Here is a 13,394-nt window from a genome sequence, read left to right as displayed (position 1 = left end):
GGTTTAGTAACGATCCCAAAGGGGGAAATCATCGAAGTCAGTGATACTGAAAGGTATTAGATTTGGCGCAGGTACCCTATTGAATGAGGCCTGATTTTGGGCAAAATGACGGCGGGCCAGCGCATTGGGCGTTATGAGTTCAGGGCGCCACCGATTGACAAAATATTCCCAAAATAACGAATCATTCTGCGGATCCGGGTAATCCGTCAGAAAACGATTCATAGAACGTTTTTTTCGCCTCACCAGCTTCTGAAATGATTTTACCCGCCGTAAAGATATCCCCGCGCTCCGTTCAAAAGTTTGCCTTTCGTAGGATTGTGGAGCAAGATGAGCCGTAGGGCTAAATCGCCGTACCATCGACCGAACCGGAGAAACCTTCTCATCGAATGTAGGGAACGCCTGAATTAAATCATATCCCTGGCGACACCAGTAGGCCAGTTCATTTTTGGTAACCACAGTGTTCAATTCCAGAATCAAAAGGTACCTGCTCCAGCTAAACTGTTCGTACAAATTTTCGCCAAGCAACAGCTTCGTGTACCCGGTGCGGTTGGCAAGGTACCTCGGGTCGAAAGAAACAGAATCGGCCGTGGGACAAATGGACCGGACTTCATCCGACAGTGTGAGGGAATCACTTTTTAGAAAGGTAATCGGAAAGTCACCCAAGTGCCTCTGACATGTTTGAAGCGAATAGGTTTCGAGAGGAGTAAGGGGCAATCCGAAAAGCGGGACAAGGACGGTGACTAATTCGGTCATTAGTGGGAATCGATGAGCCGCATCAAAGTACGGAGGGGGGTTGTCAGTCCTTTACGGATTCGGCTATACTTATAAATTTTTTCGGGCTTGATGTACACGCAGGTAAAATTTCGGTAGTAGGAATTGCCGTGGGCCATTAGCCGTTCACGGTACAGTTCGAAAAGCTCGGTCAAGTCGGGTCGTTGGTGGAAGTCATAACGGTTCTGGTACTTGGAAACTACGTCCGGTCGGGCGGGATCATAACCACTGAAATGGAAAAACTGGAGCGGATACCCCTCATTTACCATGAAGGTACCCTTCTGCTTTGTGAACGTGCGTTCATGTAGATTCCAATAAGCCGCATTGTAGCCAGGATTGCTTTCAATACAAGTATTTTCCACAAAAAGAGGTAGGAAATTCATCCAGTTCTGATCCACGAACAAACCGTCACACAGGGCTATGAGGCATTCGTAGCGTAGTTTTTCGGCCCACCAGGCCAGGAACTTCCGGGTAGATTCGCTTCTTCGGAACCCACAGAAACCCAGGTTATACAAGCCCGTGTTGAGATGATCCAGCTCACTGGGTTTTTTCGTATCGGCAATGGGTACGGTAAGGTGGGGAGTCAGAACCGCCTCGTGGGTATCGAGGGTAGCAAGCAGAGCGGTCAGAGGCTGGAAAACGATGATGTCGGGATCCAGGTACAAGATTTTGTCCGCCCCGGGATATGTTTCATAAAAATACTGAAAATAGAAAGGCTTGACCGCGGTGTTGAGTTCGGTGATATTGTATCGCTCGCACAAATCATCGAAAGCCTCGATGCCGATGGTATGAACTTCTACCAGCGTGCAATCGGGCTCGTAACCAGGTGCAAACGTTATATTTTCCAACCGATCCACCAACCCCACGAAATAGGTGATATCTGGATTAGTCCTGCGCAGAGACTCGCCCAAAGTACGGGCTTGCGCCAGGTAATTGATGGAACAGATTGTGAAAGCGATGGTCATGCCAGAGGTACGTTTTCGGAAACCGGAACAGGCATGAGATCATGGATAATCGTCAGGATTTTTTGAATACTTTGTTCGGTGTTATGACGCTCAAGTACCTTGTGGTGAGCAGCTTTGCCCTTTTTTTTACGTAACACCGGATCATTGATCAGGGTAATGATAGCTTGGGAGGCGGCAGCAACATCAAGATACCCCACGACCTCACCGGCATCCTGCTCGACCAGTTCAGGCGCACCACCCGCTTTCTCAAAACAGATGATCGGTTTCTGAAGTAGAGCTGCTTCCAGAACAACCAACGGGTAGGGGTCTTCCCGCGAACTCAATAAAAAAAGGTCGAACCGATTCATAATATTCAACGCTTCCGGCGTAGGGGGGATTAGAATGATTTGCCGGGAAAGGCCGAAACGTTCGATGTCGAACTTTATTTGTTCGTAGAAGGCATGCATAGGACCGGCACCTACCCACACAAAGTAGATGGGACGCGTCGGCATGGTTTCGATCACCTGGCGGGCAATGAGATTAAAAATATCGTTTCCTTTGCGCCATTCGGCATTCCCGCAGCCCCCGATTATAATAGCATCGGCCTCGGTAGGAAGGGCAGGGTGAGTGTAGTGTGGATCCAGGGAAGCAAGGTTATTCAGTATTTCCCCTGAATTGATTAACGTAAATGTACTCACGCGGGACGTAGGATACCCATAGTCACGTATGTAGAAATCAGCCACGGCCTTCGAGACGGCAATCAGGTGATCGCACTTTTGGAGCAGGAACCGAAGGGACTCGGGTGCCGTGTAGGTAGCCACGGACATTTCGAGTTCGTGGGCAAAAAGGACTACCGGAAGCGCATGCAGGAAAACGAGGTTCTGCTGGTAAAAAGCGGCATTGGCCACTGAATTGACAAATACCAGCCCAATATTCAGCTGCGACAATTCGGTTTCAAGACGGAGGTGTACCTTTGCATTGGTGCCAGCCGAGGGAAGGCGAAGAAAAGGTATCTTCTCAACCCCTTTTTTGATTTTACTCAGCAACGGAGATGATGGAGGGGATTCGAGGAGGGTACAGGAGGTAACCGCTTTGAAGTCCTCCACCAGATCGCCCCCATCGCAGAGCAGCAAATGGGAGGAAATGCCCTGAGCCTTTAACAGCTTGATGAGTTGGAGTAGCAACAGCTGGCTGCCCGCCCGGTTGGCGTCGTGGGAAATAAATAAAACCCGCTTAGAGTGCATCAATCGTTTTTTGCTAAGAAACCTCCCGACAAAGGTAGGTATGTTCAATAAGCTTCAAAACTTTTCTTGCCTGGAACCTTCTTGGCCGGGTTTCCGATGTAGATACCCCATTCCTCGGTTTCTTTGGTAATCGCCGAAGCCATTCCCACCAGGGTACCCTGGGCGATGCGGGTGTAATCGCGGATGGTGGCGTTGACACCGAAAAACGAATACGACTCTACCTGGCAGTGGCCTGACAGTACCACGTGGGAGGTAAAGAAAACATGATCGTGAATCTGTCCGTGGTGACCGATGTGGTTGCCACTCCAGAGTACGACATTGTTGCCGATGGTGGTGAAGGGCTGAATAGTATTGTCTTCCAAAATGAAACAGTTCTCCCCGATCAATCCCCGATTCAAGAGCGTGGCTTTTGAACTGATATATGAAATGAATGAATACCCTTTGGCTTTGGCTTCCTGATACACTTTCTCACGGTTTCGGTTCATATTACGAGCCGTCAGTGGGGCAAAAAAAGCATATTCCTGGGGAGGAAACAGAGTTTCCACATCTTCGAAGGCCACCAGGGGTAAACCGCGGAACGACTCTTCTTTCAGATATTCCCGGTTTACGGTAAAAGCCACGACCTCATGCTCCGAATCATGTTCCAGATAAAAATGAGCTAATTCTGCCGTATCTAAAACTCCAAAAAGTACCACTTTTGCCATAATCAAACGAGTTCAAAGTCAAGTAAAAGCTCCTGAGTGTTGGTCATGTCATTGAACATCAACACGTCCAGGATGGACAGCCAAGGTACGAAAGCATTTTTAAATTGCGGGTAGGGGTGAGGATTGCTTTTAATAAAATTCAGTTGGATCCCCTGTGCTTCAAAATGCGCTCGACCGTATAACTCCTGTCCTCCAATGGGATTGATATACTGGGTTGCACCCTCTTTATTACAAATGTCCAGAATGCGCGCCTGTCCTTTAAGCGACGAGTTTTCATAGATGCGAGACGATCTCACGAGTTCGGTTTCGATGCCCATGTACCCCTTCAGAATTAGCAACGACCGATAAACCAGGTCAGCAATATCCGTGGCTTCAAGATGTAGTATTTCTTCAAAGATGGGGAAAACGGTCGGGAAGTAGGGCGCTTTCTGGTAGGCCTGCTGTACGGTTTTGATAAGCTTTTTCCGCCAGGAGGCCTCGCCCGTCATCTTTACTTCATGGATTAGTTTATTCTGACTGGCGTTGTCCAGGGGTACAGTGAACAAATGTGGTTTTCCACCAAGCAAAATACTATTACGGTTCACCCAACCCCGATTGATAAAATTCACATCGTCGTACAATACGAATTTGTCCACCGTATTCAGCAATTGAAAATAGCCGATGTAGGGTAGAAAATAAGGCTGCATGATCGCAACAGTCATCTCGTGAAGAAGGTTATTTTAGTTTTCGCAGGTAGTAATCTTCCCCTTTTACCATAAGGCCTTGCATGGTAGTATCGGTACCAAGGCGCAGGTCGCCGGGCTGGGGATTCAGTACGCTGCGATCAAAAAATAGATAATCGGCCTCGGGAGGTATAGGTTGCAACCCCTTCTCGAACGGATTTATGGAAATAAGCCGCCGGCTAAGGTTCTTCCCATACAGGGGGTACTCGAAATCGTCATTGATGGTCCCTAGTGCCACTGTAGCGTCTTGGGGTACGATAGAATCGAACCGTTGGTAGGCTGGGTAAGTGTCAGGGCGGGCAAAAGTTTGAAATTTAATCCGATCGGCGGTGAAGGCCGATTCGTATCCGTAGGCCGGCAAGGGTAGGGCACGGATGTTCAGATAAACCGACATGATGGCTGATACACAACCCAGCAGCACGACCATTCCCACATACATTTTCCAGACCCAGCGGCGGGGTTTGAGAATAGATAGCCGGTGGTTGGAAAACAGCATGAGTAAGAACAGGGAGCCCAGTAGACCCGTTTCGATAAAATACCGGCCCTTGAAAGTATCATACGGAGCCGAATAAGCGATTGCAATAAAATGGAGGCTAATGGCTGCCGCAAGAAACCAATGCGGACGGGATCGGAAAATGCGCAACAGGGTAAGGAGAACCAGCGGTAATACCATCGCAAATCCGAAAATACCCCAATACGGATTGGCATTGTATGATTCAAAGCGCCCCTGAAAAGTAAAAGGTACTATGGAGAAATCGGTTTCTTCGTCAAGCCTCATGTGAAGCTTATCTTCCATGAACACGAGGGGCTTACGAATCCATTGATTCAAATCATAGCCCCATTGGGCGTTTCTCAGGCCATCCAGATTAAAAAAATCGTAGCTATACCGGACCAGATTGCGGCTACCCTGTTCGGCCAGATTCCTTAACCCACCCGCCCTTTCGACCGACTGATGTCGTAACGCTGTCGGAGGACCAATGGGATGCCCGAAGACCTGAATATTTTTCACATAACCGGTGGGTAGGGTGTAAATCAGAATCGCCAGGATGATAGCGATACCCAGTCGAAGCATCCGTTCCAGAGTGATTCGGAAAGAGGAAGCAATGAAAACTGTGTACAGCATGATGACGAAAACCGAAGGCAAAAGCAGGACGAAAGTCACCTTATGACCAAGTACAATGCCAAAGACAAGCCCCGAAAGATATAGGTATTTATTGAGCCGGGTGGCATGGTAAGTATACAGGAAATAGAGCAGACAACTCAAATAGGCAGTCAGAACGATGTCTGTTTCGGTGGTGATGGCCTGCATTAGGAAATCCAGAAACAGGCTAAAGGCCAGGGCGCAGAAAAAACTTGCCGACAAATTGCGGCCGATCCGTTGCGAAATTCCAAAAACGGCAACCAGAGTGATCCAGTAGGCGCTATGATGAATAAGTTTGAAAGCATTCTCGGTTTTCCCGAAAATCAGGTAGCTGTAAATCTGGATGGCCGTAACACTCTTGGGGTAGGTGTCCATATTCCAGTTGGTACCCCCGAAATGCTCCATAGTACCTCGCTGAATGTATCGTATGGCCCGGTTCAGATGTCCCGTCATGCTATCCCATTCATTGGGTACCGTGAATAGTACCAACAGCAGATTGGTGATACCGATGATCAGCAGGGTACCCATCATCAAGCTGAAAAGAACTTTGAGATAAGGGGAAAGTTCCAGAAACCATTCACGAAAGGTACCTGCTCTGTTTTGGAGTAACTTCCGCACTGAGAAGGGGGAAGCAGAAGGAACCAAACGGCGCCATATCAAGAAATGAGCCCCGAGTATCAGGAAAGTACCCACTATCCAGGCCAGTGCGCTGGCGGTCAAATCCAGTGCTGAAAGAATAAAGCCCGTGGGTATGACGCTACCGACAAAAAGGACGAACGTACACAGAATCCACTCGACCAGAGAGGGCTGGCTAATGACCTTCGCGACCAGGCCCACCGCCGCAATGAATGCAAAAAAGAAGAATCCAAACATTAGCTCCATGACGTAAAGGTCATAGGTTTTTATTAATGATTTGGCTGATACGTTCTATTTCTTTGGATTCGAGGCCTACATAAAGGGGCAGACTCAACACGCGCAGAGCAATATCTTCTGAAACCGGGCAGGAATAAGTGCGAGGCATAAAAGGTAGGGTGTTAAGGGAAGGATAAAAATAACGGCGGGGAGCAATTTCATTTTGCAGTAAAGCCGCCTGAACCCGGCGCATGGTAGCTTCCGACTCAAATACTACGGGGTAGTAGGCGTAGTTGTATTCAATGGTGGGGTTGATATAGGGCTTCCGCAGGCGTTCCCAGTCCAGTATTGCATCATAGACGTCGAATACCTCTTTCCGGGCCGCAATAATGGCGGGTACCTGTGGTAAATTACATAGCCCCATAGCAGCATGGAATTCCGAGTTTTTGCCGTTAATGCCGGCAAACTTGTACTCTTCATCACCCCGATGGCCAAATGCCCGCAACAGCTGCAACTTTTCGTGCAGTTCTGGATGATTGGATATTATCGCACCACCCTCTATGGTATGAAAAACCTTAGTAGCATGAAAACTACAGGTACTTAAATCACCGTAAGAGAGAAGGGATCGACCGTTGAGCGTTACACCAAAACCATGGGCGCTATCATATATAACCCGGAGTGAATATTGACGAGCAATCTTTTCGATTTCTTCCACCGCGCAGGGATTCCCGTATACGTGAGTGGCCATGATGGCTTCCGTATCCGGAGTAATGGCTGCCTCGATTAGATCAGGATTGATATTGAAGGTATCGGGATCAATGTCCACAAACACAGGAGTACAGTTCTCCCACAAAATAGAATTGGTAGTGGCGCAATAGGAAAAAGGCGTTGTGATAACTTCCTTTTTGATTTCCAGTGCCTTAAGGGCAATCTGTAGAACAATGGTACCATTGCCACAGAAGTACAGCTGATCCACTCCCAAGTAGGCTTTTAACTGTTCTTCTAGTGTCTGTAGAAGTGGGCCGTTGTTGGTAAGCTGGACATTATCCCATATTTGGTGGATATAGCGGATATATTCTTCCCGGTCAGGAAGAAATGCTTTTGTTACGTTAATCATTCACTACGGATTCGGTTTGGCACAAGGTGAAATTTAACTGGGGGCGGATATAACCCGGCCACTTGCCATACCATGTGACGTTCTCGCGGTAGTCCTCAATATCGAAAGAAAGGGCCTCCTCCATATTGTATATGACGCTACTTGTATCCTTAACCACCATGATGGAAATCATGTATGAACCATCATTGAGGAAATGACCTGGAATTTCGAGTGTTCCAACCATAATACCCTTTCCGTAGGGTTGCGAGGGGGTACCTACATTAAAAATGCACTCGCCCGTATATGAATACAAGTGAAGACTCAGGTTGAGTTGGGCATCCTCCACCATATTCCAGAATTCAAACTGCACCTGCATAGGGGTCCTGACGTCGATGTGAGTCAGGTTATTTAGATATTCGGGGACAAGTCGGAAACTTTTGACACGGATCTCATCATTTCCTGGGGCTGAGTTGGGATTTTCCCACGAACGTTCCAATTGTTTCTGAGAAACGCGACTCAGGTAGGTAGTTACAATGTGGGAAGTTTCACCCTGATCGATCAAACGTCCCTTTTCGAAATAAAATGATTTGTTGCAAAGTGCCTGAATCGCCGTGAGGTTATGACTGACAAAAAGCAAGGTACGTCCGCTTTCCGATACGTCACGCATCTTGCCCAGGCACTTCTTCTGGAACTCAGCGTCACCTACGGCCAAAACCTCATCGATGATCATGATTTCAGGCTCGAGGTGAGCGGCGATGGCAAAACCCAGGCGTACATACATCCCTGAAGAATAGCGCTTCACGGGTGTATCAAGGAATTTCTCCACTCCGGCGAAATCCACGATGGCATCGAATGATTTCTTGATTTCACCTTTATCCATACCCAGAATTGCTCCATTCAGAAAAATATTCTCTCGACCAGTCAACTCAGGATGAAAACCGGTACCTACCTCTAGCAGGCTAGCCACCCGGCCGTTGATGCTTACCTGGCCGGTAGTAGGATCGGTAATACGGCTCAGGATTTTAAGAAGGGTGGATTTGCCAGCCCCGTTATGGCCCACAATGCCAATGCGATCGCCCTGGTCGATGGTAAAGCTCACATCTTTTAAGGCCCAGAATTCCTCCTTTTCTTTTTCCTGAGGGAATTTTTCTTTCTTTTTCCGGGAAAACAAACCGTCCATGGTGTCGGATACCACATCGCGCAGTGTGGACGATTTCCGAATGCCCTGGTGATTGATTATATATTTCTTACTTATATTTTCGGCTGATATTACATGCATGGGCAGGTACTCTGCTATCAGATATGATCTACGAATGTATTTTCCTTCTTACGAAAGTACAGAACAGACAGGAACAAAGCTATTGATGAAACAATTAATGTAGAATAAAGACTTTGGGGATCAAAGTAGGAATTATCACCCAATAGACACCATTTGAAGCCGTCGATAATGCCAACTACGGGGTTCATAATGTAATATTTATATAATGTAGGGTGATCCTGCAGCACAAGTCGGGTACTGTAGGCAATCGGACAGATGTACATGCCGATTTGAACGATGAACGGAATAAGCTGACCTATATCCCGAAAACGTACATTGACTACCGCAAAAAATAGTCCAAATCCCAAGGAACAAAGAAAAGTAAGGATTACGAATAAGGGCAGAAACACGATATTGATACTCGGTGGCTGACCATAGTATACACTGAGCCCCATAAAGAGAACCAGGGAGATCAGAAAGTCAATAAATCCTACCGATACCGCACTGAGAGGCATAAGAAGTCTAGGAAAATAGACCTTCGATACCAAATTGGAATTCAGAACAATACTGTTGCTGATCTGCGTAAAAGAACCGGCAAAAAAAGTCCAGATGGTGAGCGCACCCAAAATCATGTGGGGGTACTTGATGCCGGGATCAGGCGGTAGTTTAGCGATCAAGCTAAATACGACAGCCATAATGATCATCGTCATCATGGGACGTATTACGCTCCACGCTATTCCAAGCAACGTTTGTTTGTAGCGGACCGAAATGTCGCGTTTGGATAAAATCCACAGCAACTGCCGATTCATCCACAGATCGCGCCAGTAATCTTTTTCTGATCCTCCCGCTTTGATTGTAATCCTGTGTGCCATTGAAAATATTTATACGCGGGTATCCTCCATGATCGTAGAATAAACACCCTTAAAATATACAAATACAAAAGCAAGCGCCAGGCCAATTAACAAACCAATTTGCGCTCTTTTTGCATCGTCGGCTTTGCGGTCAATGGGCTTTTTCACGGGTTCGATTATCGTAAAAAGGGGTGCCTCGCGCACGAGAGAAACCTTCATAGCTTCGACGTTTCGCATGGCCTCAACATAAAGCTGTTGAACAAACTCGGAACTTCTTTGGAGCTTATTGACCTGGACTTTTCCCATGGGATCGGTAATAATGGAACTGTAGTCCACCTGACGTGCCAACCGATTTTCAGTCCCTCCCAGTATTCTCGAAAGCGAATCAGCCCGGTTCTTAAGCAGAGTGAGGGTTTTACGGGTTTTGGAGGTCAGGTTTTCGGTGTATACTTCTTCCACAGTTTCCAGTAGGGTATTAGCCCAAAGCTCGGCCAACAAGGGGTCTTCCATACCTACCTGAATCATAATAAAAGAAGATTTGCGATCAGGTTGGTACACATCCGTTGCTATCCTCATGCCATCCACCACATCGTTCAGGGCCATTTGCTCCTGAGGGGTGAATTTTTCTGGGTCTTTTTTGGTAAAATGGAATTTCTGATATTTGGGTACGTTTTCCCATTCGCGTTCCAGTATTCCACTTGAATCAATATAAAAATTGGCAAGAAGCATTTTTTTATTATTGACCTCGACTTCTTTCATCAAGGCCCTTTGCACAACTGGTCGGGATTCAACGAAATGGAAAAAGTTCTCACCTGTAAAAATGTTAGCATCAGGGGTACTGTTAAGACCCAATAAACCAGCAACATCGCCAAATCCCTGTGGGGAGGAGCTACCACCAGCACCCAAATTGAACAGAATGGTAGCCTGGAATTGATCGGGCTTCTTTAGATATATGTCAAGTGCATAACCTATCCCATAGCCGATGAGGGAGAAGAGTACAATTAGCTTCCAGTTTCTAAAAATGGCGTCTTTGGCGGACGCCATTTTTAGTATCACCACCTTAGGTGAAATCTGATCTTCGGGCAGGTTTTCATTTACTATCTGTGCCATAATGGAGATGGATTATTACCGGATTGTGCGGAATGCCAATACGGATAGAATAAGGGTGAACAACGTAGAAGTAATCGAAATACCCTGTTGCAAAATCTGCTGGGTAGTAAGTTCATTTCCAACTTTCGAAGGTACGTATATTTCCGAACCCGGCTCTACCTTTGGGTATACGTTGAATACCAGGAACTTCCTAGTGCGATCAACCGAGCCATTGGGATATTTAACAAAAGAACTTCGTTTAAGGGATTGCCGTGTGAATCCTCCTGATTGCGAAATAAAATCAAGAAAAGACATTGATTCATCATACTTCACGGTAGTAGGATACAAAAGCTCCCCTTTTACCTGAACCGTTTCGAGCCGCTTGGGTACGCGCAAAATATCACCTTGCTGAACGATGATATTGTCGTTGGAATTCGGGTTTTTCAAAATTTTGTCCAACCGAATGTTAATGTATTCCTGCCGCACACCGGCTTCCGCGTTTGTCGTAACGGCTCCCTTTTTAAGGTCGTTTTGAATTTGGTTCAGGGCCGTAGCGGTTTGCTGGGTCTCAAAATCTGAAACCGGAGTTCTACGGATTAGGGTGGCTCCCTTTACATAGGCCAAGTTGGTGAGCCCACCCGAGCGGTCAATAAGGTCCGTAATTTTCTCATTTTTACTTTCGATCCCATATTCTCCGGGATTAAGAAATTCACCATCTAGTGTGATGAACTGCTGCTCCTGATAATTTGGGGATTTACGGACAATGATTTCATCAAAAGGCATCAACGGAAATCCGCTATCTTTTCCGTTTAAACTCAGATCCCGATTGACATCAAAGCGAAACGTTTGGGAAATACTTGCGTCCGAGGCCTGGGGATCAGAGTTGCGTACCCGACGCACCACTTCAACCTGGGAGGCCTTGGCCGATTCCTTGAAACCACCCGCCATCAATATGACGTCTTCAAGAGTCATATTAGTCATGTAGGCGAAATTTCCTCCGTTATCTCCAATTTTAGGATTATTCACTTCTCCCTGAATATGTACTGAAGATTGCTCAGCAAGGTCGAACCGGGATGGAATGGTGACTTTATCAAGACGGGTAAGGAGCAAATCTTCTGCGGTACCATTGATGATATCCGCCAGATTCAAGGGGATGTTTTCTACCGACTGGTCAGCCCGAGTGCGCGAAACATAGATACGTCCCGTAAAAGCATCTTCCCGTAGTCCCTGCGCGTGCTCAATCAGAACTTTCAGTGAGGGATTATTATCGATGGAATATTCGCCGGGTCGCATGACTGCACCTTCAATCGTAACAATATTTTCAAACCGGTCCAGAACTGTTTCAACCTCAATTTCATCCCCGGTTTCCAAAACGAACTTGTCAAACTGATCGCTGTAAACATCTAATATGCGGCGTTCACGCGGCGTTATCCGATAGACTTTTACTTGACCCCGATACGCAATGTCTGTGAATCCTCCGGCGTAGCCGATGATATCGCTAAGCACTTCACCTTCCTTGGGTTCATACAGACCCGGTCTTTTGACATTACCGATGAGCTCAACACGCTTTTTGTAATAACCTACCGTAATTCGGTCATTATCCTGTACCCGGATTGCGCCTTCCAGAGTACCAGAGGTAAGGAAAGGATAAATGTCAAAAGTGGAAACCACTTTATTATTCCGGATTACTTTGACTTCCCGAAAGGTACCTATTTCGTTGGGGCCGCCTGACTGGTACAGCGCGTCGAAGGCTGATGAGAGCGAGGTGAGCGAATAACTACCCGGGTTGATAACCTCACCAGTCACGAAAACATTTACTTCACGCGTCTGGCTAAGAGTAAGGGTAAGTTTGGTAGGGGCCGAATTCCCCCCCGAACCTAGTAGACTGGGAATGTATTTGGAATAACGGCTCAGCAGGATTTTCTGAGCTTCTTCGATGGACTTGCCTCCCACATTCACATTGCCGACCCGTATCAATGAGATAAAGCCGTCTCGGTTTACGATCAAATCCTGCGTCGGCAATTCGGCATAGCCGTTAATATAAAGTGTTAAGGCGTCACCTGGACCTATGGTATAGTCAGAGGGTGTGGCTATACTTTTCCCGGAAATAGGCTCGTACTGTTTATTGGCGAATACATCAAAGCCAAATATTTTATCGCGAAGCTCCTGTTTCTTCTGGTCAACGACCGAAGCTGCATTTTTTTCGTTTTCTGTTTTTTCCTGGTCAGCGGCTTTCAAAGCTGCCTCGGCTTGAGACTTGGCATCCTGGGGATTTACATCCGTCTGAGCATTAGCGGTCGTTTGAGGCGTATTGGCGGACGTTTGGGGTGCATTGGGATTCGTGGGAGTATTCGTATTACTTTGACTAGAGGCGTTTCCAGGCCTACTGGTAGTGCTGGCCCCTGTGCCCGATGTGGAAGGAGCACCGGTAGGAGCAGGAGTAGTTACTTGGGAAAAAACGGGTGAAAGAGCAATGCAGAAAACCACAAGTGCGAGCAGAAGGTTTTTCTGATAAATTGCAGGACTATTCAGGATCATTAGTTGGCTGGCTATGAATTGTTCGTTGGGAATGTTGACGTTTTATCGAAACGAAACGTTAAGAAATAAAGAAGTGTGTCTTTTAAAAGTGCAAATCTTGTTCAAATATTTGAAAGGGCAAAGTAAAGCAGATTTTTCCTATTTTTAAAGAATTCCTATTTATCGGAAATTTACAGCTGCATTT

Annotated in this window: 11 protein-coding genes; all 11 read right to left on the bottom strand. The window is 46.8% G+C overall.

Annotated elements, in window-relative coordinates; all coding sequences use genetic code 11:
- Nucleotides 1-3: 3 nt before the first annotated feature.
- From GBK04_RS26510 to GBK04_RS26460, 11 genes are read right to left on the bottom strand one after another with little or no spacing between them, the layout of a single operon-like run.
- The gene (locus GBK04_RS26510; RefSeq protein WP_152764991.1) at nt 4-753 is read right to left on the bottom strand and encodes a DUF5672 family protein; all 750 of its coding nucleotides are present in this window, start codon (nt 751-753) and stop codon (nt 4-6) included.
- Nucleotides 753-1,736 (bottom strand): glycosyltransferase family protein, encoded by a 984-nt coding sequence (locus tag GBK04_RS26505; RefSeq protein ID WP_152764990.1) that lies wholly within the window; start codon nt 1,734-1,736, stop codon nt 753-755. Before GBK04_RS26505 ends, GBK04_RS26510 begins: the two co-directional genes overlap by 1 nt.
- The gene (locus tag GBK04_RS26500) at nt 1,733-2,959 is read right to left on the bottom strand and encodes a glycosyltransferase family 4 protein (RefSeq protein WP_152764989.1); all 1,227 of its coding nucleotides are present in this window, start codon (nt 2,957-2,959) and stop codon (nt 1,733-1,735) included. The genes GBK04_RS26505 and GBK04_RS26500 overlap by 4 nt, the downstream gene beginning before the upstream one ends.
- A gap of 44 nt (nt 2,960-3,003) precedes the next feature.
- A complete protein-coding gene (locus GBK04_RS26495) occupies nt 3,004-3,663 on the bottom strand; it encodes an acetyltransferase (protein ID WP_152764988.1) in 660 nt (219 codons plus the stop codon).
- 2 nt (nt 3,664-3,665) lie between these two features.
- Nucleotides 3,666-4,364 carry a WbqC family protein gene (locus GBK04_RS26490; protein ID WP_152764986.1) on the bottom strand — a complete coding sequence of 233 codons (699 nt, stop codon included), beginning with the start codon at nt 4,362-4,364 and terminating at the stop codon, nt 3,666-3,668.
- A gap of 13 nt (nt 4,365-4,377) precedes the next feature.
- Entirely contained in the window at nt 4,378-6,408 is a 2,031-nt protein-coding gene (locus GBK04_RS26485; RefSeq protein WP_152764985.1) for an ArnT family glycosyltransferase, read from the bottom strand.
- A 10-nt stretch (nt 6,409-6,418) separates the two neighbouring features.
- Nucleotides 6,419-7,495, bottom strand: coding sequence for a DegT/DnrJ/EryC1/StrS family aminotransferase (locus tag GBK04_RS26480; RefSeq protein ID WP_152764982.1), 1,077 nt, complete (start codon nt 7,493-7,495; stop codon nt 6,419-6,421).
- On the bottom strand, nt 7,488-8,753 hold the full coding sequence (locus GBK04_RS26475) for an ABC transporter ATP-binding protein (RefSeq protein WP_152764980.1): 1,266 nt from the start codon (nt 8,751-8,753) through the stop codon (nt 7,488-7,490). Before GBK04_RS26475 ends, GBK04_RS26480 begins: the two co-directional genes overlap by 8 nt.
- Before the next feature lie 17 nt (nt 8,754-8,770).
- The gene (locus GBK04_RS26470) at nt 8,771-9,604 is read right to left on the bottom strand and encodes an ABC transporter permease (RefSeq protein ID WP_152764978.1); all 834 of its coding nucleotides are present in this window, start codon (nt 9,602-9,604) and stop codon (nt 8,771-8,773) included.
- A 9-nt stretch (nt 9,605-9,613) separates the two neighbouring features.
- Entirely contained in the window at nt 9,614-10,693 is a 1,080-nt protein-coding gene (locus GBK04_RS26465; protein WP_152764976.1) for a GumC domain-containing protein, read from the bottom strand.
- Between the two features lie 15 nt (nt 10,694-10,708).
- Nucleotides 10,709-13,210, bottom strand: a complete 2,502-nt coding sequence (locus tag GBK04_RS26460; RefSeq protein ID WP_152764974.1) for an SLBB domain-containing protein — start codon at nt 13,208-13,210, stop codon at nt 10,709-10,711.
- Between the last annotated feature and the right edge of the window lie 184 nt (nt 13,211-13,394).

The organism is Salmonirosea aquatica (assembly GCF_009296315.1).
GTDB lineage: Bacteria > Bacteroidota > Bacteroidia > Cytophagales > Spirosomataceae > Salmonirosea > Salmonirosea aquatica.
This window is presented reverse-complemented; position numbering and strand designations above follow the sequence as displayed.

Excerpts from the sequence above, each read along its gene's own strand:
- GBK04_RS26510 (WP_152764991.1), bottom strand. The coding sequence starts at position 753 with ATGACCGAATTAGTCACCGTCCTTGTCCCGCTTTTCGGATTGCCCCTT.
- GBK04_RS26505 (WP_152764990.1), bottom strand. The coding sequence starts at position 1,736 with ATGACCATCGCTTTCACAATCTGTTCCATCAATTACCTGGCGCAAGCC.
- GBK04_RS26500 (WP_152764989.1), bottom strand. The coding sequence starts at position 2,959 with ATGCACTCTAAGCGGGTTTTATTTATTTCCCACGACGCCAACCGGGCG.
- GBK04_RS26495 (WP_152764988.1), bottom strand. The coding sequence starts at position 3,663 with ATGGCAAAAGTGGTACTTTTTGGAGTTTTAGATACGGCAGAATTAGCT.
- GBK04_RS26490 (WP_152764986.1), bottom strand. The coding sequence starts at position 4,364 with ATGACTGTTGCGATCATGCAGCCTTATTTTCTACCCTACATCGGCTAT.
- GBK04_RS26485 (WP_152764985.1), bottom strand. The coding sequence starts at position 6,408 with ATGGAGCTAATGTTTGGATTCTTCTTTTTTGCATTCATTGCGGCGGTG.
- GBK04_RS26480 (WP_152764982.1), bottom strand. The coding sequence starts at position 7,495 with ATGATTAACGTAACAAAAGCATTTCTTCCTGACCGGGAAGAATATATC.
- GBK04_RS26475 (WP_152764980.1), bottom strand. The coding sequence starts at position 8,753 with ATGCATGTAATATCAGCCGAAAATATAAGTAAGAAATATATAATCAAT.
- GBK04_RS26470 (WP_152764978.1), bottom strand. The coding sequence starts at position 9,604 with ATGGCACACAGGATTACAATCAAAGCGGGAGGATCAGAAAAAGATTAC.
- GBK04_RS26465 (WP_152764976.1), bottom strand. The coding sequence starts at position 10,693 with ATGGCACAGATAGTAAATGAAAACCTGCCCGAAGATCAGATTTCACCT.
- GBK04_RS26460 (WP_152764974.1), bottom strand. The coding sequence starts at position 13,210 with ATGATCCTGAATAGTCCTGCAATTTATCAGAAAAACCTTCTGCTCGCA.